This is a genomic window from Bosea sp. (in: a-proteobacteria) (assembly GCF_023953965.1).
GTDB lineage: Bacteria > Pseudomonadota > Alphaproteobacteria > Rhizobiales > Beijerinckiaceae > Allobosea.
The window spans coordinates 85,340-103,998 of the sequence record NZ_JAMLIX010000002.1; the positions used below are offsets into that span (position 1 = coordinate 85,340).

At 69.2% G+C, this 18,659-nt stretch carries 20 protein-coding genes and 1 tRNA gene; 11 read left to right on the forward strand and 10 right to left on the reverse strand.

The features are described 5' to 3' along the window. Nucleotides 1–138: 138 nt before the first annotated feature. Together M9917_RS15340 and M9917_RS15345 are read left to right on the forward strand one after the other, a co-directional pair. On the forward strand, nt 139–363 hold the full coding sequence (locus M9917_RS15340; RefSeq protein WP_297255077.1) for a putative signal transducing protein: 225 nt from the start codon (nt 139–141) through the stop codon (nt 361–363). Next, nucleotides 356–1,129 carry a tRNA1(Val) (adenine(37)-N6)-methyltransferase gene (locus M9917_RS15345; RefSeq protein WP_297255079.1) on the forward strand — a complete coding sequence of 258 codons (774 nt, stop codon included), beginning with the start codon at nt 356–358 and terminating at the stop codon, nt 1,127–1,129. Before M9917_RS15340 ends, M9917_RS15345 begins: the two co-directional genes overlap by 8 nt. Here M9917_RS15345 and M9917_RS15350 read toward each other — a convergent pair. Then, nucleotides 1,120–1,404: a hypothetical protein gene (locus M9917_RS15350; protein WP_297255080.1), complete on the reverse strand. Its 285-nt coding sequence runs from the start codon at nt 1,402–1,404 to the stop codon at nt 1,120–1,122. The genes M9917_RS15345 and M9917_RS15350 overlap by 10 nt on opposite strands. Before the next feature lie 154 nt (nt 1,405–1,558). Continuing rightward, nucleotides 1,559–1,816, reverse strand: a complete 258-nt coding sequence (locus M9917_RS15355; protein WP_297255082.1) for a hypothetical protein — start codon at nt 1,814–1,816, stop codon at nt 1,559–1,561. Nucleotides 1,817–2,072: 256 nt separating this feature from the next. Between M9917_RS15355 and M9917_RS15360 the strand changes: the two genes are divergently transcribed. The 4 genes from M9917_RS15360 (at nt 2,073) to upp (ending at nt 6,273) form a co-directional block, all read left to right on the forward strand. Further along, entirely contained in the window at nt 2,073–2,975 is a 903-nt protein-coding gene (locus M9917_RS15360; protein ID WP_297257090.1) for a glycine--tRNA ligase subunit alpha, read from the forward strand. Continuing rightward, nucleotides 2,975–5,221 carry a glycine--tRNA ligase subunit beta gene (gene glyS, locus M9917_RS15365; RefSeq protein WP_297255084.1) on the forward strand — a complete coding sequence of 749 codons (2,247 nt, stop codon included), beginning with the start codon at nt 2,975–2,977 and terminating at the stop codon, nt 5,219–5,221. The genes M9917_RS15360 and glyS overlap by 1 nt, the downstream gene beginning before the upstream one ends. 118 nt (nt 5,222–5,339) lie before the next feature. Further along, complete coding sequence (locus M9917_RS15370) at nt 5,340–5,501, forward strand: Thivi_2564 family membrane protein (protein WP_297255086.1); 162 nt, start codon at nt 5,340–5,342, stop codon at nt 5,499–5,501. A gap of 130 nt (nt 5,502–5,631) precedes the next feature. Then, nucleotides 5,632–6,273 carry a uracil phosphoribosyltransferase gene (gene upp / locus M9917_RS15375; RefSeq protein WP_297255088.1) on the forward strand — a complete coding sequence of 214 codons (642 nt, stop codon included), beginning with the start codon at nt 5,632–5,634 and terminating at the stop codon, nt 6,271–6,273. Between the two features lie 43 nt (nt 6,274–6,316). On the opposite strand, the gene M9917_RS15380 is transcribed toward upp, so the two are convergent. The 6 genes from M9917_RS15380 to M9917_RS15405 all read right to left on the reverse strand — a co-directional run bounded on the left by M9917_RS15380 (nt 6,317) and on the right by M9917_RS15405 (nt 11,933). Beyond that, nucleotides 6,317–6,748, reverse strand: a complete 432-nt coding sequence (locus tag M9917_RS15380) for a DUF1236 domain-containing protein (protein ID WP_297255090.1) — start codon at nt 6,746–6,748, stop codon at nt 6,317–6,319. Between the two features lie 242 nt (nt 6,749–6,990). Continuing rightward, nucleotides 6,991–7,968, reverse strand: a complete 978-nt coding sequence (locus M9917_RS15385; RefSeq protein WP_297255092.1) for a tripartite tricarboxylate transporter substrate-binding protein — start codon at nt 7,966–7,968, stop codon at nt 6,991–6,993. Nucleotides 7,969–8,033: 65 nt separating this feature from the next. Then, nucleotides 8,034–9,542, reverse strand: coding sequence for a tripartite tricarboxylate transporter permease (locus tag M9917_RS15390; RefSeq protein ID WP_297255095.1), 1,509 nt, complete (start codon nt 9,540–9,542; stop codon nt 8,034–8,036). 3 nt (nt 9,543–9,545) lie between these two features. Then, entirely contained in the window at nt 9,546–10,064 is a 519-nt protein-coding gene (locus M9917_RS15395) for a tripartite tricarboxylate transporter TctB family protein (protein ID WP_297255096.1), read from the reverse strand. Continuing rightward, the gene (locus M9917_RS15400; protein WP_297255098.1) at nt 10,061–11,047 is read right to left on the reverse strand and encodes a LysR family transcriptional regulator; all 987 of its coding nucleotides are present in this window, start codon (nt 11,045–11,047) and stop codon (nt 10,061–10,063) included. The genes M9917_RS15395 and M9917_RS15400 overlap by 4 nt, the downstream gene beginning before the upstream one ends. Before the next feature lie 223 nt (nt 11,048–11,270). Continuing rightward, the gene (locus M9917_RS15405; RefSeq protein WP_297255100.1) at nt 11,271–11,933 is read right to left on the reverse strand and encodes a glutathione S-transferase family protein; all 663 of its coding nucleotides are present in this window, start codon (nt 11,931–11,933) and stop codon (nt 11,271–11,273) included. 327 nt (nt 11,934–12,260) lie between these two features. On the opposite strand from M9917_RS15405, the gene mgtE reads away from it, so the two are divergent. Beyond that, nucleotides 12,261–13,628, forward strand: a complete 1,368-nt coding sequence (gene mgtE / locus M9917_RS15410) for a magnesium transporter (protein ID WP_297255102.1) — start codon at nt 12,261–12,263, stop codon at nt 13,626–13,628. Nucleotides 13,629–13,695: 67 nt separating this feature from the next. Here mgtE and M9917_RS15415 read toward each other — a convergent pair whose 3' ends face one another. Beyond that, complete coding sequence (locus M9917_RS15415; protein WP_297255104.1) at nt 13,696–16,425, reverse strand: ATP-binding protein; 2,730 nt, start codon at nt 16,423–16,425, stop codon at nt 13,696–13,698. 224 nt (nt 16,426–16,649) lie between these two features. Here M9917_RS15415 and M9917_RS15420 point away from each other — a divergent pair, with 224 nt between their 5' ends. Continuing rightward, nucleotides 16,650–17,045 carry a phasin gene (locus tag M9917_RS15420; protein ID WP_297255106.1) on the forward strand — a complete coding sequence of 132 codons (396 nt, stop codon included), beginning with the start codon at nt 16,650–16,652 and terminating at the stop codon, nt 17,043–17,045. A gap of 177 nt (nt 17,046–17,222) precedes the next feature. Here M9917_RS15420 and M9917_RS15425 read toward each other — a convergent pair whose 3' ends face one another. Then, nucleotides 17,223–17,618, reverse strand: a complete 396-nt coding sequence (locus tag M9917_RS15425; RefSeq protein ID WP_297255108.1) for a hypothetical protein — start codon at nt 17,616–17,618, stop codon at nt 17,223–17,225. Here M9917_RS15425 and M9917_RS15430 point away from each other — a divergent pair. The 3 genes from M9917_RS15430 (at nt 17,599) to M9917_RS15440 (ending at nt 18,627) form a co-directional block, all read left to right on the forward strand. Further along, nucleotides 17,599–17,835, forward strand: a complete 237-nt coding sequence (locus M9917_RS15430; protein WP_297255109.1) for a phasin family protein — start codon at nt 17,599–17,601, stop codon at nt 17,833–17,835. The genes M9917_RS15425 and M9917_RS15430 overlap by 20 nt on opposite strands. Nucleotides 17,836–17,961: 126 nt before the next feature. Next, nucleotides 17,962–18,038 (forward strand) — tRNA-His (locus M9917_RS15435). Between the two features lie 160 nt (nt 18,039–18,198). After that, on the forward strand, nt 18,199–18,627 hold the full coding sequence (locus M9917_RS15440; RefSeq protein WP_297255111.1) for an Hsp20 family protein: 429 nt from the start codon (nt 18,199–18,201) through the stop codon (nt 18,625–18,627). Nucleotides 18,628–18,659 lie beyond the last annotated feature (32 nt).

Consider the following 18,659-nt stretch of genomic DNA (forward strand, 5'->3'; position numbering starts at 1 on the left):
GAAACACCCCGTGATCCCCGCGCCGGGCGGCGCGCCCGAGCCATGCCACAACCGTCGCACGGGACGCCAGCCCCTGCAAACCGTCGCGACGCCGCACCGGCTCTTGCGCGCGCCGGGGCGGCCGGGTTCCATGGGCGGATGCATGAACTCGTCCGCACCAACGATCTCGTCCTGCTCGGCGCGCTGGAGGCCCTCCTGGCCTCGGCCGGCCTCGATTGCCTGATCGCGGATCAGCACATCAGCGCGCTCGAAGGCATGATCGGCGCCTTTCCCCGCCGCCTGCTGGTGCGCGAGGCGGATCGCCGGCGCGCGCGGGCGCTGCTGATCGAGGCCGGCTACGGCGCGGAACTGCGCCATGAGTGAGGCCGGGCTCGGCGAGATCGTCGAGGACCGTCTGCTCGACGGCAGGCTGAGATTGCTGCAGCCGGCCAGGGGCCATCGCGCCGGCAGCGACGCGCTTCTGCTGGCGGCGGCCCTGCCGGAGCTCGCAGAAGGCGCTCTTCTCGATATCGGGGCCGGCGTCGGCACGGTCGGCCTGGCTGCGGCGCTGGCGCAACCGGGCTTGCGTGTCACCCTGCTGGAGCGCGATCCCGAGCTCGCCGCGCTCGCCCGGCGCAACGCCGCGCTCAACGGGATGGCCGGGCGCGTGGACGTGATCGCGGCCGATGTCGCCGCGCGGGCGGCGATCCTGTCGGAGCGCGGCCTCGTGCCCGCCTCCTTCGATGCGGTCGCGATGAATCCGCCTTTCTATCCGCCGGGCGGGAGCAGAGCCTCGCCCGTTCCCAACCGCAAGGCCGCCCATGTCGCGGAGGAAGGCGCGCTCGCGCCATGGCTGCGCGCCGCGCGGCGCCTGCTGCGGCCGGGCGGGCATCTGGCGCTGATCCACCGGGCCGAGGCGCTGCCGGAGGTGCTGGCCGGCCTCTCGACCGGCTTCGGCGCGCTCGCCGTCCGGCCGGTCCACGCCTTCGCCGACAGGCCGGCCATCCGCATCCTCGTCACGGCGGTCATGAACAGCAGAAAGCCGGCAGCGTTGCTGCCGGCTTTCGTGATCAATAGTCCGGATGGCAAGCTCGCGCCCCTGAGCGAGGCGCTCCATCGCGGCTATGCGCGTCTTCCCGGTTACCAGTAGCGGCGCGGGCCGTAGTAGCGCGGCGGGCCGTAATAGGGCCGCGGGCCGTAGACGCGCGGCGGCGCATAATGGGGCCTCGGCCGGTAATGGCGCGGGCCATAGTAGCGCGGCGGGGCGTAATGACGGCGTGGGCCGTAATACTGCGCCTGCTGCACCATGCCTTCGCTGGCGATCGGGCCCGCCGCGAGCGGGGAGGCGGCGGCGGGGCTGGTGCCGAGCGCCGCGAGGCCGAGCGCGCCGGCCGTCGCCAGGGTGACAATCGTCGTCCGAAACATGAAAACCTCCATGGGAGGGCGTCGGCAGCCTCTGCCGTCGGATGAAACGCCGTCCTTGGATGAAACCTTAAGACTGTGAAGCTGAACGGCACGGGACCGTGCCGTTCAGCCTGTCTTCAGCCGCCGGCCGCATTGCGGCCATGGTTGCGCGGGCTCAGCGGCAGATCCTGACCGAGCGGCGCACCCAGCGATGGCCGTTCCAGACCCGGCGGTGTTCGGTCCAGCAGCGCACGTGTCGGCCGTTATGCGGCCGGCCGTGATGCCATGCCTGCTGGACGAGGCCGGTCTCCGCGCCCGCGCCGAACGCCGGGGCGGCGGAGAACGGGGCGGCGGAAGCCGGGGCGCTGCTCATGGCGGCACCGAGCAAGGTTGCGGCGCCGAAGGCGGCGGCAATGATGCGGGTTGTCAACATGGGCTTGTCTCCTTGGTTATGCGGCCGCCGGCCCGCCATCAAATGCTCACCCCGAGCATTGCGAACCATGCGGTTGCCTGCCTTGATAGCAGGTGGGATATGAACGAAACCTGTCCGCCTTCGGTTCCGGCCCGTGCTTGACCATGGCGGGCACGAACCCTAATCACCCCCCATTCCCTTGCTATCGGAAGGTTGCAGGCACGTGTCCGCCCCCGCGCCAGTCTCGCACGCCGCCATCCCGGCTTCCTCCCCGGCGATGGACCCGACCCGCTCCTTCCAGGGGCTGCTCATCGCCTTGCAGCGCTTCTGGGCCGAGCGAGGTTGCGTGGTCCTCCAGCCCTACGACATGGAGGTCGGCGCCGGCACCTTCCACCCGGCGACGACGCTGCGCGCGCTCGGGCCGAAGCCCTGGCGGGCGGCCTATGTCCAGCCCTCGCGCCGCCCCAAGGACGGCCGCTATGGCGAGAACCCCAACAGGCTCCAGCATTATTACCAGTTCCAGGTGATCCTGAAGCCGTCGCCGCCGGACATCCAGCAGCTCTACCTCGACTCGCTCGAAGCCATCGGCGTCGACCTTGCGCTGCACGACGTGCGCTTCGTCGAGGACGATTGGGAAAGCCCGACGCTCGGCGCCTGGGGCCTCGGCTGGGAATGCTGGTGCGACGGCATGGAGGTGAGCCAGTTCACTTACTTCCAGCAGGTCGCGGGCGTCGAATGCGCGCCGGTCGCCGGCGAATTGACCTACGGGCTGGAGCGCCTGGCGATGTATGTCCAGGGCGTCGAGAACGTCTACGACCTCAATTTCAACGGCCTCGACGGCGCCGATCGTGTCAGCTACGGCGACGTCTTCCTGCAGGCCGAGCAGGAATATTCGCGGCATAATTTCGAGCATGCGAACACTGAAATGCTGTTCCGCCACTTCGCGGATGCGGAAGCCGAATGCAAGGCGCTGCTCGCCGCCGGCGACGACCCGTCCCGCCACCAGCTCGCCCTGCCGGCCTATGACCAGTGCATCAAGGCGAGCCATGTCTTCAACCTGCTCGATGCGCGCGGCGTGATCTCGGTCACCGAGCGGCAGAGCTACATCCTGCGCGTGCGCGAGCTCGCCAAGGCCTGCGGCGCGGCCTGGCTGAAGACCGCCGGCGGGGGGGCTGCGTGATGCCCGATCTCCTGCTCGAACTCTTCTCCGAGGAAATCCCGGCGCGCATGCAGCGCAAGGCCGCCGAGGATCTGAAGAAGCTCGTCACCGACGCGCTGGTCGAGCGCGGCCTCGTCTATGAGGGCGCCAAGGCCTTCGCCACGCCGCGCCGGCTCGCTTTGCATGTCGCCGGCCTGCCGGTGCGCGGCCGCGACGTGCGCGAGGAGCGAAAAGGTCCGCGCGTCGGCGCGCCGGAAGCCGCCGTGCAGGGCTTCCTCAAGGCGGCGGGGCTTAGCCATCTCGACCAGGCGACCATCGTCAGCGACCCGAAGAAGGGCGATTCCTACGTCGCGATCATCGAGAAGCCGGGGCAGGAGACGCTTCAAGCCATCGCCGAGATCGTTCCGGCGGTGATCCGCGCCTTCCCCTGGCCGAAATCGATGCGCTGGGGGCAGGCTTCGGCGGCGGGCGCGAGCCTGCGCTGGGTGCGCCCGCTGCATTCCATCCTCTGCACTTTCGGCGCCGAGACCGAGGACACGGAGATCGTGCCCTTCGCGGTCGACGGCATCGCCTCGGGCAACGTCACCTATGGCCATCGTTTCCATGCGCCGGGCCCGATCACCGTGAAGCGGCTCACGGACTACGTCGCCTCGCTGGAGAAGGCGAAGGTCGTGCTCGACGCCGACCGGCGCAAGGAGATCATCCTCGCCGACGCCCGCAACCTCGCCTTCGCGCAGGGGCTCGACCTGGTCGAGGACGAGGGGCTCTTGGAGGAGGTCGCCGGCCTCGTCGAATGGCCGGTGGTGCTGATGGGCGCATTCGAGGAGCGTTTCCTCGACATTCCGGGCGAGGCGATCCGCGCCACCATCCGCGCCAACCAGAAATGCTTTGTGCTGCGTGATCCGAAGACGGGCGATCTCGCCAACCGCTTCATCCTGGTCTCGAACCTGATGGCGAGCGACGGCGGCGCGGCGATCACCGCCGGCAACGGCCGCGTCGTGCGCGCCCGCCTCTCCGACGCCGCCTATTTCTGGCAGACCGATCGCGGCCCGCTGCCCGATCTCGATACCTTGAAGGAGAGCGCCAGCGCGCTCGGTCTCGATCTGGCGAAGCCGCTCGACCAGCGCATGGCCAAGCTCGACAAGCTCGGCGTCGTCTTCCACGCCAAGCTCGGCACGCAAGGCGAGCGCGTCCGGCGCATCGCGGCGCTGGCGCGGGAGCTGGCGCCGATCGTCGGCGCCGATCCGGAGAAGGCCGAGCGTGCCGCGAAGCTCGCCAAGGCCGACCTGCCGACCGAGATGGTCGGCGAGTTCCCCGAATTGCAGGGGCTGATGGGCCGCAAATACGCGGAATTGCAGGGCGAGGACTCGAGCGTGGCGGCGGCCATCGAGGAGCATTACAAGCCGCTCGGGCCTTCCGATCGCGTGCCGGCCGATCCGGTGTCGGTCGCGGTGGCTCTGGCCGACAAGCTCGACACGCTGGTCGGCTTCTGGGCCATCGACGAGAAGCCGACCGGCAGCAAGGACCCTTATGCGCTGAGGCGAGCAGCGCTGGGGGTGATCCGGCTGGTGGTCGAGAACGGGGTGCGGTTGCCGCTGACGCGGGTCGTGAAGGACGCCGACCTCCTCTCCTTCTTCCACGACCGCCTGAAGGTCATGCTCCGCGACCAGGGCGCGCGGCATGATCTCGTCGACGCGGTGCTGGGCGATCCTTCTCCCCTTGGGGGAGAAGGTGGCAGCGCGTCAGCGCTGGCAGATGAGGGGATGCAGGGCGCCGATGGCCCTCATCCGTCTGCTTCGCAGACACCTTTTCCCCCGAGGGGAGAAGGAAGGGACGACCTTCTCCTGATCACCCGCCGCGTTGCCGCGCTCGGCCGCTTCCTCGACACCGAGGACGGCAAGAACCTGCTCGCCGGCTACAGGCGCGCCGCCAACATCCTCAAGGCCGAGGAGAAGAAGGACGGGGAGGGCGCCTTTTCCGCCGCGCCGGACCTGCACCTCATCGCCGAGGCCGGGCTGATCGAGGAGAAGGCGCTCGCCGTCGCCCTGGCGCAGGCGACGCCGAAGGCAGAGGCCGCCGTCGCCGCCGAGGATTACGAGGGCGCCATGGCGGCGCTGGCCGAGCTTCGCCCGGCGGTCGATGCCTTCTTCGACAAGGTCACGGTCAACGATCCCGATCCCGCCTTGCGCGCCAACCGCCTGAAGCTGCTCGACCAGCTGCGCCAGGCGACGCGCGCGGTCGCGGATTTCGACCGCATCGCCGGCTGATTCGCGCCCCGGAACCTATTCCCGCCCTGCGACGTTCTGTCGGCGGGGCTGACGGGCCGCGAATGCGTCGCGGCCGGGCTCGGGGGGCCGGCTACCGGCCGAGCAAGGGGCTGAATCCATGTCCATCCTGATTTCGCTGCTGATCACCGTTCTGGTCATAGGCCTCGTGCTCTATCTCGTGCGGATGCTGCCGCTCGACGGGCCGATCAAGAACGTCGTGCAGATCATCGTGATCGTGATCGGCATCATCGCGCTCCTGCGCTATCTCGCCGTCTTCTGAGGCGATTGACGCCGGCGCCGCGCCGGTTCAGATTTCGCGTCAAGCCCAGAGGGCCCCGGACGTTCCCGTCCGGGGCCTTCGTTCGTTTTCGGTCCGGGGCCGTGGGCGCTTGAAAGAGGGAAATCGACGCATGACCGCAAGCCCGGACGGCGTCATCGTCGTCGATCACCCGCTGGTGCGGCACAAGCTGACGCTGATGCGGCAGAAGGACCGCTCGACCAGAAGCTTCCGCGAGCTCCTCAACGAGATCGGCATGCTGCTCTGCTACGAGGTGACGCGCGACCTGCCGATCGAGATGATCGAGGTCGAGACGCCGCTGGCGACCACGATGCAGCCGGTCATCGCCGGCAAGAAGCTGGTCTTCGCGCCGATCCTGCGCGCCGGGGTCGGCTTCCTCGACGGCATGCTGGAGCTGGTCCCGGCCGCCCGCGTCGCCCATATCGGGCTCTATCGCGACCCCGATACGCTCCAGGCCGTCGAATATTACTTCAAGGCGCCCTCCGACATCGCCGAGCGCATGGTCGTGGTGATGGACCCGATGCTGGCGACCGCGAATTCCGCCGTCGCGGCGGTCGAGCGCCTGAAGGAGCGCGGCGCCAGGGATCTGCGCTTCGTCTGCCTGCTGGCGGCGCCGGAAGGCATCGCCCGCCTGCGCGGCGCCCACCCCGACGTGCGCATCTGGACGGCGGCGATCGACGAGCGTCTCAACGACCACGGCTATATCGCTCCGGGCCTCGGCGACGCGGGCGACCGCATGTTCGGCACGCGTTGACGGCAGCGAGTGGCCCGCCCCATGCGGAGCGGGCCGGACCGCATTACTCGATGATCTGCACGACGCGGCGCGTCTGCGGCTCGACGATGACCGTGCGGTCGTTCACCACCGTATAGCGGTAGTTCGAGGCCGCCGGGCCGTATTCCGGCGGCAGCGGGCGATAGACGACGCCATGCTCCGGCAGCATCGTGCCGACCACCACCGGCTCGGCATAGGGGTAGGACGGCACGCCCTGCTCGACGACATAGGTCCGCAGGCGCGGCTGGGCGGCATCGCCGATGATCGCGCCGACAACGGCGCCGCCGACACCGCCGACCACCGCGCCGACCGGGCCGCCGACGATCGCGCCGCCGACGGCGCCGCTCGCGGCACCGCTGGTCGCGCCGCCGACCGCGCCGCCCGAGGGCTGGTTCTGCGCGAAGGCGATGGTGGGCGCGGCGGCGAGAGCCGCGACGAGGGCAAGTTTCTTCAACATGGTTCCTCTCCTTTCGAAGTGGGCTTCGGTGGCGGAGGAACGGGAAAGGCGCGCGGCCAGTTCCGGCCCGGGCGGGTCACGAGATGTTAAAGGCCGCAGGCGTGTCTGAAAAAGATGTGAATTATCAGGGTGTTGAGTTGAGTGAAATATGTCAGGGGCGGTCGGAACCGCTCCCAAGCCCGGTTCGCCAATGAAAACGGCGGGCCGCAAGGCCCGCCGTCATGATGCTTCCGAACCGATCGTTACTGCTTCGGCGCGGCCGACAGCGCGGGCGTGAGCTTCTCGGCGTCGCGCTTGATCAGAGCGGCGAAGCCGGCCGGGGTCCGCTCCTCGGCGGTCGGCAGCACGGTGCCGAGATCGAGCAGGCGCTTCTTGGTGCCCTCGTCGTTCAGCGCCTTGTCGAGCGCGTCGACCAGCTTGTCGAGCGCCTCCTTCGGCATGCCCTTGGGCCCGGCGAGCCCGTTCCACGCCTCGATCTGGAACTCGGGCAGGCCGGCCTCCTTCGTCGTCGGCACGTCCGGCAGGGCCGGCGAGCGCTGGGCGGAGGCGACGGCGAAGGCGCGGATGGTGTTGGCGCGCACCTGCTCGGCGACGGAGACGATCTGGTCGCACATGAAGTCGACCTGGCCGGAGACGAGGTCGTTCAGTGCCGGCCCGGTGCCGCGATAGGCGACGGCGTTGATCCGCGGCACGCCGAGGATGCCCTTGAACAGGGTGCAGGTCGTCCAGGAGACCGAGCCGAGGCCGGCATGGGCCTCGTTGAACTTGTCCGGATTGGCCTTCACGGCGGCGATGAAGGCCTTGAGGTCGGGCACCTCGAGGTTCTTGCGGGCGACGATCAGGATCGGCGTGCCGCCGGCGAGCCCGATCGCCTGCATGCCGTTGATCGGATCGTATTTCAGGCCGGGATAGGTCGCCGGCGCCGCCGAGAAGGTGCCCAGATGCCCCATCGCGATGGTGTAGCCGTCCGGCGCCGCCGTCAGGGCCCGGGTGATGCCGGTGGTGCCGCCGGCGCCGGCGACGTTCTCGATCACGATCTGCTGGCCGAGCGTCTTCGACATGTTGTCGCCGACGATGCGCGCGATGATGTCGGTCGGCCCGCCCGCGGCGAAAGGCACGATCATGGTGATCGGCTTGGTCGGGTAGCCCTGCGCCTGCGCCCCGGCGGCGAGGCCGAGCGCGGCTGCCGCGGTGGCAAGGCCGATGATGAGCTTCTTCATGCGTGTTCCTCCGTGATGTTCATTGAACGGCGAGATTAGAGGGGGGTGCCGGCGCGGCAACCCCGTCATTCGGTGAAGACCTCGTCGCGCTTCTTCGAGACCGAGGGCAGGAGCGCGATCACCAGGATGAGCACCGCGACGATCAGCAGGGCAAGCGAGATCGGCCGGTTCTGGTAGTCGATGAAGGTGTAGAACGAGCCGCGCGAGAGGATCAGCGCCTGCCGGAGCTTCTCCTCCATCAGCTTGCCGAGCACGAAGCCGAGCAGCAGCGGCGCCGGCTCGAAGCCGAGCTTGATCAGGAGGTAGCCGAACAGGCCGAACAGGGCGGTGAAGGCGACGTCGAGCGGCTGGTTGTTCACCGAATAGATGCCGATGCAGCAGAAGATCAGGATCGCCGGGAACATCAGCCGGTAGGGCACCTGCAGGAGCTTCACCCACATCCCGACCAGCGGCAGGTTGATGACGAGCAGCATCAGGTTTCCGACCCACATCGATGCGACCATGCCCCAGAACAGCTCCGGGTTGCGGGTCATCACCTGCGGGCCGGGAATGATGCCGTGGATCGTCATCGCGCCGACCATCAGCGCCATCACCGCGTTCGGCGGGATGCCGAGCGTCAAGAGCGGGATGAAGGCGGTCTGCGCGCCGGCGTTGTTGGCCGATTCCGGCCCGGCGACACCCTCGATCGCGCCCTTGCCGAAGCGCGAGGGATCCTTGGCGATCTTCTTCTCCATCGTATAGCTGGCGAAGGGGCCGAGCACCGCGCCGTTGCCCGGCAGGATGCCGAGGATGCCGCCGATCGCCGTGCCGCGCAGCACCGGCGCCGCCGCCTGCTTCATGTCCGCCCAGCCCGGCAGCAGCCGGCCGATCCTGCCCTTGACGACGTCGCGCGCCTCGGGGCTCTCGAGGTTGCGCAGCACTTCGGCGAAGCCGAACACGCCCATCGCCATCACCGAGAAATCGATGCCGTCGGAGAGCGAGGCGACGCCGAAGGTCAGCCGCTCCTGGCCGGTCTCGAGGTCGGTGCCGACGGTCGAGAACAGCAGGCCCAGCATGATCATGCAGAAGGCCTTGAGGATCGAGCCGCGCGCCAGCACGACCGCGAAGCACAGGCCCATCACCATCAGCGAGAAATACTCGGCCGGGCCGAACAGCAGCGCCATCCGGGTCAGCGGCAGGCCGAGCGCGGCGATGATCAGGGTGGCGACGCAGCCGGCGAAGAACGAGCCGATCGCGGCGGTGCCGAGCGCGATGCCGGCGCGGCCCTGCCTGGCCATCTGGTGGCCGTCGAGCGTGGTGACGACCGAGGTCGCCTCGCCGGGGATGTTGACCAGGATCGCGGTGGTCGAGCCGCCGTATTGCGCGCCGTAATAGATGCCGGCGAGCATGATCAGGGCTCCGGTCGGCTCGAGGCCGAAGGTGATCGGCAGGAGGATCGAGATCGTCGCGATCGGGCCGACGCCGGGGAGCACGCCGATCAGCGTGCCGACGAGGCAGCCGGCGAAGCACAGCGCGATGTTCTTCAGCGTCAGCGCGACGCCGAAGCCGAGCGCCAGATGGGAAAACATCTCCATGGCTCAGATACCCAGAAGCCAGGGCGCGAGCGGGATCGGCAGGCTCAGCGCGTATTTGAACAGGAGGATGCAGGCCGCCGACATCGCCACGGCGAAGATGGCGAGCTCCCTGAGCTTGCGGTCGTCGGCCGCCAGCCCCGAGAACAGGATCAGCAGCGGGCCGGCGACCATGAGGCCGAGTGCCGGAACCCGGACCGGGCCGATCTCGAAGCCGCGGATCGTCAGCGCGAACAGGCAGGTGCCGCCGAGCGCGAAGAAGATGCCCTTCCACGACCAGCCGGAGAGCGCCTCCCCCTCGTAGCGCAGCGAGGCGAGCGCCAGCATCACGCCGAGCCCGCCGCAGATCACCGCGAAGGCCTTGGGCAGCATGCCGGGGCCGAGCTGGCGCAGCGTGCCGGCCGGCAGGTCCCAGGCGAAGAAGAAGGCCCCGAGCGCGAGCGCGACCATGAACACGCCGCCGGCGAGATCCTGCGTCGAGCGTATGCGCAGGCCGCGCGCCTGCTCTATCCGGTTCAGATTCATCGGGCTCCTCCGGCTGGCGTCTTCGCGCGGACGGCGCGTTTCTGTGCTGTGGGCGGGGCGAAGGGCAGGACGTGGCGCTCCTCGAGCAGCGTCACGCTTTCCCGCAGGATCGCGAGGAAATGGTCGCGCGCCGGCAGCTTCTGCTGCGGGCGCCAGGCGACGCCGACGAGCGCTCCGGGCGGCGGCGGGTCGAGCATCGCGCCGCGCAGGCGCCTGAGCGTCACGCCGGGGAAGGAGAGCCGCGAGACCCAGTCCGGCGCCAGCGCCATGCCCAGCCCCGCCGCGACGGCCGACATCATCGCCGGCTTCTCGGTCGCCTCGATCGTGACGTTGGGAACCGCGCCGACGCTCTCGAAATAGGCCATCACCAGATCGTAGGCATAGGGCCGCAGGCGCTTGGAGGGCACGACGAAGGGCTCGCCGACGAGGTCCAGCATCGTCAGATGCTCGCGGGCGGCGAGCGGATGCGCCTCGTTCAGGACCACGAGCGGGCGCTCCACCCGCAGGATCTCGAAGCCGCAATCGGTCGGCTTGCGCGGCGGGCGGGTGAGCGCCAGATCGAGCTTGCCCGCCTCCAGCATCTGGATGAGCGCGGTGGTGATCGCTTCGACGAACTTGATCTCGACGCCGGGGAAGCGGGCGCGGAAGGCCACCAGCGTCTCCGGCACGAAGCTCGACGAGGCGGCGTCGATCGCGCCGACGCGCAGCACCTTGCCCGAGGCGAGCGAGGCCTCGCGCACGGCACGCGAGGCATGCTCCATCTTGACGAGGATGCCCTTCGCTTCCTCGAGCATGATCAGCCCGGCCCGCGTCAGCGCGACCTGCCGGGTCGTGCGCGTCAGGAGCGCGACGCTGAGCTCCTCCTCGAGCGTGCTGATCTGCCGCGACAGGGCGGGAGGCGCGATGCCGAGCCGCTCGGCCGCCCGGCCGAAATGCAACTCCTCCGCGACCGCGATGAAGCATCGCAGCTGCCGCACATCCATGGGCCGTCCCCTGTTCCCGGTATCGCTTGTGCCGCGACTTCTCGAAGCCGGTGAGCCGTGCCCGATAGCAACTCCGGCCGAAGAATCGACTCTAGAGCAATTCATAATTTTTGGGCAATAAAGCCTTTGGAACGAGACGGACCGCGATGCGGGGAATCGCCCGAGCAGCCGTCATTCCGGGTTCTTCGCTGAAGCGAAGCCCCGGAATGACGCAGGCGGATGCTCAGGCGGCTTCGGCCTCGCGGGCCTGCCACATCGCCTGGAAGGCCGGCCGCGCCTGGCAGGCGTCGAGCCAGGCTTTCACCCGCGGCGCGGCGTCGAAGAGCTGCACGGCCGGCTTGGCGTAGCGGATGACCTCGGCGAGGTTGAGATCGGCGACGGTGAAGCGGCCGCCCATGACATGGCCGTTGCCCTCGGCCAGCGCCTTGTCGAGCACGGCGAAGGGGCCTTTGAGCGCGGTGAGCGCCGCCTCGGCGACCTCCGGCTTGCGCTTCTCCGGCGGGAAGGCGGCGAGATGCTGCTGCAGGCTGAGCGCATGGGGCTCGCATTCGGTCACGGCCCAGAGCGACCACATCGCTGCCAGGCCTTCCTCCCGCACGTCCTTCGGCGCCAGAGGGCCGCCGTGCTTGCGCGCCAGATAGAGGTTGATCGCCAGCGATTCGTGCAGCTTGAAGCCGTCGTCGTCGATGCTTGGGATATGGCCGTTGGGGTTGATCTTCAGGAATTCCGGGCTGCGCGTGTTCAGCGCCGCGCCCGGTGCGGCCGGGTCGGGCAGGCGATAGGCCTGGATCACTGGCACATGTTTGAAGGGCAGGCCGAGCTCGCTGGCGAGCCAGATGGTGCGCGTCGTGCGCGAGCGGTAGCAGCCATAGATGGTCAGGGACATCGGCTTCAAGTCCAGCGAGAGGGTCAGGGGCGGCGAGGCGGCCGGCGGGCACCGGTGCGCCGTCGCGACAATAGTCTCGTCCGGCAGCCTGGGCCAATGCCTGATCGGGCCGCGGCCTGTGCAGAAACCGTTTGACGCCGGCGGCTTGCGGGTGCATTGGCCTCGTGCTTCCGGCCTTCGCGGCCGGCTGCCCACAGGAAACCCCGACCCGATGCCCAGCGACAGTCCCAGTCGACAGTCGAAGCCGTACGCCGTCTCGCGCGCCTGACCGGGTCCCCGGCTCGCCTGCGATCCGGCCGGACGGCCCGATCGCAAGGATCAAGAGCCATGAACGAGACCGCCCCCGACACGGATCTCCTTGCCGTGACGCTGGCCCGGACGCTGGCGCATGAGCACGTCGCCGACATCGTCGAGACGCTGAACGAGCAGGACGAGGCGACGATCACGCGCGTCCTGGCCGAGCTGCCTTTCGAGCGCGCCGTCGAGGTGCTCGACCAGCCCGAATTCACCACGGCCGCCGAGATGCTGGAGCGGCTGCCGGAGGGCCGCGCCGGGGCGCTGCTCTCGGCCATGTCGGCGGACCGGGCGGCCGACGTCTTCCAGGAGTTCGACGATGAGACCCGCCAGCGCCTGAGCGGGCGCATCGACCGCCAGACCCGCTCCGACCTCAGCAAGCTCCTGGCCTATCCGGAACGCAGCGCCGGCTCGATCATGACGACCGAGTTCGTCAGCGTGCCCTCGAACTGGACGGTGCAGCAGACGCTCGACCATATCCGCCGCGTCGAGCGTTCGCGCGAGACGGTCTATGCGATCTACGTGCTCGATTCCGTGACGCGCAAGATCGTGCGCGCCGTCTCGCTGCGCCGCCTGATCGCCGGCGATCCCGAGGCGCCGGTCGAGTCGGTCGTGCCCGCGCGCAAGCCGATCACCGTCGCCCCCGAGGTCGACCGCGAGGAGGTGGCGCGCCTGATCACGAAATACGACCTCCTCGCCGTGCCGGTCGTGGATGCGCAGGAGCACGTCATCGGCATCGTCACCTTCGACGACGTCATCGACGCGATGATCGCCGAGACCACCGAGGACGTGCAGAAGCTCGGCGGCATGGAGGCGCTCGACCAGCCCTATAACGAGATCGGCTTCACCGCGATGATCCGCAAGCGCGCCGGCTGGCTTTCGATCCTGCTGATGGGCGAGATGCTGACGGCCTCCGCCATGCAGTTCTTCGAGGACGAGCTGGAGAAGGCGATCGTGCTGACGCTGTTCATCCCGCTGATCATGAGCGCGGGCGGAAATTCCGGCTCTCAGGCGACCTCGCTGATCATCCGTGCGCTGGCGCTGCGCGAGGTCAGGCTGAAGGATTGGTGGCGGGTGGCGCTGCGTGAACTGCCGACCGGCGTTACGCTCGGCATCATCCTGGGCCTGATCGGCGTGGTGCGCATTGCGCTCTGGCAGTGGGCCGGGCTCTATGATTACGGGCCGCACTGGGTGCTGATCGCGGCGACGGTCGGCGCGGCGCTGCTGGGGATCGTCACCTTCGGCTCGCTGGCGGGCTCGATGCTGCCCTTCGCGCTGAAGCGGCTGGGCTTCGACCCAGCCAGCGCCTCGGCGCCCTTCGTCGCGACGCTGGTCGATGTCACCGGGCTCATCATCTATTTCGGCATCGCCGCCGTGATCCTGAGCGGGACGCTTTTGTAACGGGGGTGTTTTCCCGTCCAGAGATGCTCGGGTCGAACCCGAGCATGGCGCGCATCGAACGCTGAGGTCAGCTCGCCAGCACGCGCTGCGGCGGGAAGGTGATCTCGACCAGCGTGCCTTCCTTCTTGACGCTGGTGATCGCCATCGCGGCGCGGTTGGCCTCGACCAGCGCCTTGGTCAGGGGCAGGCCTAAGCCCGTGCCGCCGGCGCGTCGCGTCGCCGGCACCTGGCGGAAGGGCTCGAGCGCGAGCTTCAGCTCGTCGTCGTCCATGCCGATGCCGGTGTCGCGGACCCTGAGGATCGCCTCGCCCTGGTCGCCGAGCGCGGTCGAGATGATCACCTGCCCGCCGGCATCGGTGAACTTCACCGCGTTGGAGATGAGGTTGATCGCGATCTGTCGGATCGAGCGCTCGTCGGCGACGACCGGCGGCAGCTTCGGCGAAAGCCCCGAGCGCAGCACGACGCGCCCGCGCTGCGCCTCCGGCTGGAGCAGCGACACCGTCGACAGAGCGATCTCGTTCAGGTTGACGCTGACGAAGTCGAGATCGAGCTTGCCGGCCTCGATCTTGGCGAGGTCGAGCAGGTCGTTCACCAGGCTGATGACGTAGCCGCCCGACTGGTGGATGTCGCGCAGATATTCCTTGTAGCGCTCGTTGGCGATCGGCCCGAAGCGCTCCTCGGCCATCACCTCGGCGAAGCCGATGATGGCGTTGAGCGGCGTGCGGATCTCATGGCTGATCTTGGCGAGCACGTCGGATTTCTGGGCGCTCGCGATCTCCGCCGCCTTGCGGGCCTCGACCAGCTCGCCCTCGGTCTTCTTCCAGGCGGTGAGATCGCGCAGCACGGCGCAGAAGCGCGGCTCGGCGCCATGCGCGATCTGGCCCATCGTCATGAACAGCGCGATCCTGCCGCCCTGCCGCACCCGGCCCTGCACCTCGCGCCCGTCGTTCATCACCGAGGCGACGCCGCCGCCCTTCAGCCCCTCGAGATAGTCGAGTGCCGGCGCGTGGCTCTCGCTGGCGAAGAGCAGGGTGAACAACTCGCCGGTGACCTCGCGCTGGTCGTAGCCGAACAGCGCCTCGGCCGCCTTGTTGAGCGAGAGGATGCGGCCGCGATCGTCCACGGTCACGACGCCGTCGGTCGCGGTGTCGAGCATTGCGGTGAGCTCGGCGATGCGGGCGTCGCGGGCCTCGGCATCGAGCCTCAGCGCCTCGACGCGGGCGGCCGATTCGGCTTCCTCCGCCGCGAATTCGGCGGCAAGCTCCGCTTCCTCGGCCTCCTCGGGCGTCGCCGGCGGCACCGTGCGACAATCGTCCCTGGACTGGCGGAAGGCCATCAGCGTGGCGGGCTCGTCCTGCCAGTTCACGCTCGACAGCACGGCATCGACGCCGATCGGATGGCCGAGCCTGTCGATCAGCGTCATCGCGCCGCCATCGGTGCGGGCGGCGTCCTTGATCAGGCGGCTGACATTGCCGCCCGCCTTCAGGTCGGCGAGATCGGCATAGTCGAGCAGCTCGAGCAGCGTGCGGTTGGCATAGAGCGCCTCGTCGTCGCGATTGACGAGGACGGCGACGGGCAGCCGGTCGAGCACCTCCGCATGGGAATTGCGCTGCCGCGCCGGCACCGCGGCCTCGACCTCCGCGGGCGGAACCTGCTTCTCCCGCACCTGCAGCGGCGCCACCGGCGGCAGGCGCGGCCCCCCCGGCTCCTCGTCGTCGGTGAGCCGGGCGCCCAGCGCCTTGGCGATCTCGCGGAAGGCGTTGCGCTCGGCCGAGCTCAGATGCGATTTCGACGGTTCGAGGACCGGCCTGATCGCCGTCGGATGGCCGTTGCGCAGCGGCACGATCCGGCCGGGCGGAAGGTCCGGCTCGGGCGCCTCGGGGGCGGATTCCGCCGTTTCCGTTTCCGTCTCCGGCGGCTCGTCGGCAGAGGGCGAGGCGGCGATCTCTTCCGCCTCCTCTTCGGGCTGGTGCGACAGTTCGTCCGGCCCGGGCGCGTCGCTGATGTCTTCGTCGGCCACGACAGGCTCTTCGGCTTCTGCCTCCGGGAAGGGGAGGCGTTCGTTCAGCCGCGCCATGCCAAAGCCGCGGAAGCCGGAAAGCTGACGGCCCGCATCGAGGACGGGCACGCCGGAAAGCTCGACCGGCACGGCCTCGCCCGGCGTCTCGGTGCGCCACAGCACCCTGTGGCCGCTCCAGGTCGCGGGGCTTGCGAAGCGCTCGATCAGGCCGCCGTCGCTGTCGATGACAGCCTGGCCGAGCAGGTCCTGCCAGCTTTGGCCGATGAGCCCCGCGCTCGCCGATTCGCCGGCCAGCGCAGAGATCGTCTCGGAGAGCCGGGTCAGCCTGCCGTCGCGGTCGCTCTGCCAGAGGAAGCGGATCGTGGCCGGCCGGGCGGGCGCGGCGGGCGGGGCCGGGGGAACCGCGATGCCGAGGCGCCTGAGCTCGGAAGCCTGCACGGCGAGCGCCAGCACGGCCTGTCCGCCGGGCAGGGCGACGAGCTTGCAGCCGCAGGTCGCGGGGACCGCGGCGAAGCTCGCCGTCAGGCGCAGCCGCTCCAGGCGGATGCCGTCGAGGCTGGCGAGGCCCTGGGCCAGCAGGTTCAGGCGCTGTCGGGTTGGCGCCGGCAGGTTGGGCCGCCCGCCGAGCAGCGCCTCGGCCGCCGCGTTGGCGGGGTGCGGCCTTTCCGCGGCCGGGTCCCAGACGAAGAGCGCGCCGCCGGCGGCGAAGGACGCAAGGCCTGCGTCTTCGGCCGCTGCCGCGCTGCGTCCCGCCCAGTCCTCTCCGGCCTCGCTCATGTCCGCCCGCTCGTTCGGTCCGCACCCGTTATGCCTAACAAAGCCTTAATAGCTTCCAAACGGCGGCAAATCCATGGAACAGAAGATCGCTCTCCCGCATCTCCTCCAAACAGCGTTAACATGGCCGGCGTCGCCACCGGTCTGGCTGTTGTCATTGCAATGCAACAGTGATATTGCAGTGCACAATTATTGAGGATTGGATCGTCACAGGACAGGAGGATTCCATGAACGGCAAGCTGCCTTATGAAGTGCCCACCGAGATGCGCGAATTCGCCGAGCGTAGCGTCGAGCAAGCCCGCAAGGCGTTCGACGGCTTCATGGGCGCGGCCCACAAGGCCGTCGACAGCGCCCATGGTTCGGCCGAGAGCGCCCGTGCCAACACCCAGGAAGCGACCCGCAAGGCGATCGCCTATGCCGAGAACAACGTCGCGGCCGCTTTCGATCTCGCCCAGAAGCTGGTGCAGTCGAAGGACCTGACCGAGGTGATGCAGCACCAGTCGGAGTTCCTGAAGTCGCAGGTCGCCGCCCTCCAGAGCCAGCTCAAGGACCTCGGCGCTGCCGCGCAGGACGCCGCAGCCAAGGCCGCCGAAACCGTCACCAAGGCGACCAAGGGCCGCTGAGCGCGTCCGTCCCGGCGCCGCGAGGCGCCGTTTCCGCTGTTCGGCCGGACCCTGTGGCCCGGCTGCCTGCCGTTGAAGGAGAGCCGCCATGGTCAAGCCTGCTCCGACCCGGATCAAGTCCAGGGTCCCGGTCAGCCTGCCTCCGGTGAAGGCGCTGAGCTCCGCGCCCGCCGAGATTCAGCCGTCCACGCCGAAATCCGACAAGACGCGGAATGCCGCGCCCGTGCGGCCATCCGCTGCCGCGCCGTCCGCGCCCGCAAAGCCCGCCCCCGTGCCGCCGCCGGCTCCCGTCGCCGCGGCGCGGCCCGCTCCTGCCGCGAAGCCCGCGATGGTGCGCGCGCCGAAACCGGTGACGCCGGTCGTGCAGACCGTGGCGCCGAAGGCCGGGACCCCTGTCACCGAAGCGAAGCCGGTTCCTGCCGAGCCGGTTCCTGCCGAGCCGGTGGTGCCTGCTCCGGCTCCCGCGCCGGCCGCCAAGGCGCCGCCGGCTTCGCTCGATTCGCTGCCCTTGCCCCGCCCGCCCGAGGCGGCAGCCGTCGCGACGCAGACGATGATGAGCCAGACCCTGACCATGGCGCGCGCCTTCGGCGCCTTGCAGGCCCGCATGCTCGACCATGCCTGCGCCGAGCTGGAGGCGACGCTCACCGACGCGCAGACGCTGGCGCGCAGCAAGAGCGCTTCGGAGGCCATCGCGCTCCAGGCCAAGGCGGTGCGCCGCAGCTATGAATCCTATGCCGAGCACCTGAAGGAACTGGCGCGGGCGGCCAACACCGCGCTGCGCAAGGATTGACCGGCCGCCGCCGCGCCTTTCCGGCGGCGGCGTCGAATTCCACGGTTGCAAAAGCGGCGCGTCGGCACTAGGTTCCGCGCCGCTGACGACCCCGCCGTGGCGGCCGGTCAAGCAGCCTCGGTTTGGGCAGCCATAGCTCAGTTGGTTAGAGCGCTAGATTGTGGATCTAGAGGTCCCCCGTTCAAGCCGGGGTGGCTGTACCATTCTTCATCCGTGGGCCACAGGCGCAGGCCTCCTCCCCTTGAAGCGGCTCCTGCGCTTCGCCATATCTTCGGACAAGCGGAAGGGTTCGCCTTTCGCCCGCGGGATGCTGCCGGCGGCGGGTCCCGATGTTCGTGAGGCGCCTTTCGAGGGCCTGTGAAGATGACGCGTACGCCAAGCCTGTCCCATCCGTTCCTGCTCGGCTTCGACGATATCGAGCGTGCGCTCGATCGCGTCGCCAAGGGAGCGAGTGAGGGTTATCCGCCCTACAACATCGAGCGGCTGCCCAGAACGGAAGAGGAGCCCGATCGCCTGCGCATCACGCTGGCCGTGGCCGGCTTCGCCCGCGGTGAGCTCGAGATCACGCTGGAGGAGAACCAGCTCACGATCCGCGGCCGCCAGAGCGACGACAAGAACCGGCAGTTCCTGCATCGCGGCATCGCCGCGCGCCAGTTCCAGCGCAGCTTCCTGCTGGCCGAGGGCATGCAGGTCCTCGGCGCCGACCTTTCGAACGGCCTGCTCGCGATCGATCTGGTCAGGCCGGAACCGGAACGGCTCGTCCGGCGTATCGATATCATGAGCCGCGAGTAGAGGACGGTTGACCGTCCGGCTTTCGAAGGATG

What these genes read in the sequence shown, in the direction of transcription:
- M9917_RS15340 (WP_297255077.1), top strand. Translation starts at nt 139, where the DNA reads ATGCATGAACTCGTCCGCACCAACGATCTCGTCCTGCTCGGCGCGCTG.
- M9917_RS15350 (WP_297255080.1), bottom strand. Translation starts at nt 1,404, where the DNA reads ATGTTTCGGACGACGATTGTCACCCTGGCGACGGCCGGCGCGCTCGGC.
- M9917_RS15440 (WP_297255111.1), top strand. Translation starts at nt 18,199, where the DNA reads ATGACGCGTACGCCAAGCCTGTCCCATCCGTTCCTGCTCGGCTTCGAC.
- M9917_RS15385 (WP_297255092.1), bottom strand. Translation starts at nt 7,968, where the DNA reads ATGAAGAAGCTCATCATCGGCCTTGCCACCGCGGCAGCCGCGCTCGGC.
- upp (WP_297255088.1), top strand. Translation starts at nt 5,632, where the DNA reads ATGACCGCAAGCCCGGACGGCGTCATCGTCGTCGATCACCCGCTGGTG.
- M9917_RS15355 (WP_297255082.1), bottom strand. Translation starts at nt 1,816, where the DNA reads ATGTTGACAACCCGCATCATTGCCGCCGCCTTCGGCGCCGCAACCTTG.
- M9917_RS15360 (WP_297257090.1), top strand. Translation starts at nt 2,073, where the DNA reads ATGGACCCGACCCGCTCCTTCCAGGGGCTGCTCATCGCCTTGCAGCGC.
- M9917_RS15345 (WP_297255079.1), top strand. Translation starts at nt 356, where the DNA reads ATGAGTGAGGCCGGGCTCGGCGAGATCGTCGAGGACCGTCTGCTCGAC.
- M9917_RS15370 (WP_297255086.1), top strand. Translation starts at nt 5,340, where the DNA reads ATGTCCATCCTGATTTCGCTGCTGATCACCGTTCTGGTCATAGGCCTC.
- M9917_RS15395 (WP_297255096.1), bottom strand. Translation starts at nt 10,064, where the DNA reads ATGAATCTGAACCGGATAGAGCAGGCGCGCGGCCTGCGCATACGCTCG.
- M9917_RS15390 (WP_297255095.1), bottom strand. Translation starts at nt 9,542, where the DNA reads ATGGAGATGTTTTCCCATCTGGCGCTCGGCTTCGGCGTCGCGCTGACG.
- M9917_RS15380 (WP_297255090.1), bottom strand. Translation starts at nt 6,748, where the DNA reads ATGTTGAAGAAACTTGCCCTCGTCGCGGCTCTCGCCGCCGCGCCCACC.
- mgtE (WP_297255102.1), top strand. Translation starts at nt 12,261, where the DNA reads ATGAACGAGACCGCCCCCGACACGGATCTCCTTGCCGTGACGCTGGCC.
- M9917_RS15400 (WP_297255098.1), bottom strand. Translation starts at nt 11,047, where the DNA reads ATGGATGTGCGGCAGCTGCGATGCTTCATCGCGGTCGCGGAGGAGTTG.
- M9917_RS15415 (WP_297255104.1), bottom strand. Translation starts at nt 16,425, where the DNA reads ATGAGCGAGGCCGGAGAGGACTGGGCGGGACGCAGCGCGGCAGCGGCC.
- M9917_RS15425 (WP_297255108.1), bottom strand. Translation starts at nt 17,618, where the DNA reads ATGGTCAGGGTCTGGCTCATCATCGTCTGCGTCGCGACGGCTGCCGCC.
- M9917_RS15405 (WP_297255100.1), bottom strand. Translation starts at nt 11,933, where the DNA reads ATGTCCCTGACCATCTATGGCTGCTACCGCTCGCGCACGACGCGCACC.
- M9917_RS15430 (WP_297255109.1), top strand. Translation starts at nt 17,599, where the DNA reads ATGAGCCAGACCCTGACCATGGCGCGCGCCTTCGGCGCCTTGCAGGCC.
- M9917_RS15420 (WP_297255106.1), top strand. Translation starts at nt 16,650, where the DNA reads ATGAACGGCAAGCTGCCTTATGAAGTGCCCACCGAGATGCGCGAATTC.
- glyS (WP_297255084.1), top strand. Translation starts at nt 2,975, where the DNA reads ATGCCCGATCTCCTGCTCGAACTCTTCTCCGAGGAAATCCCGGCGCGC.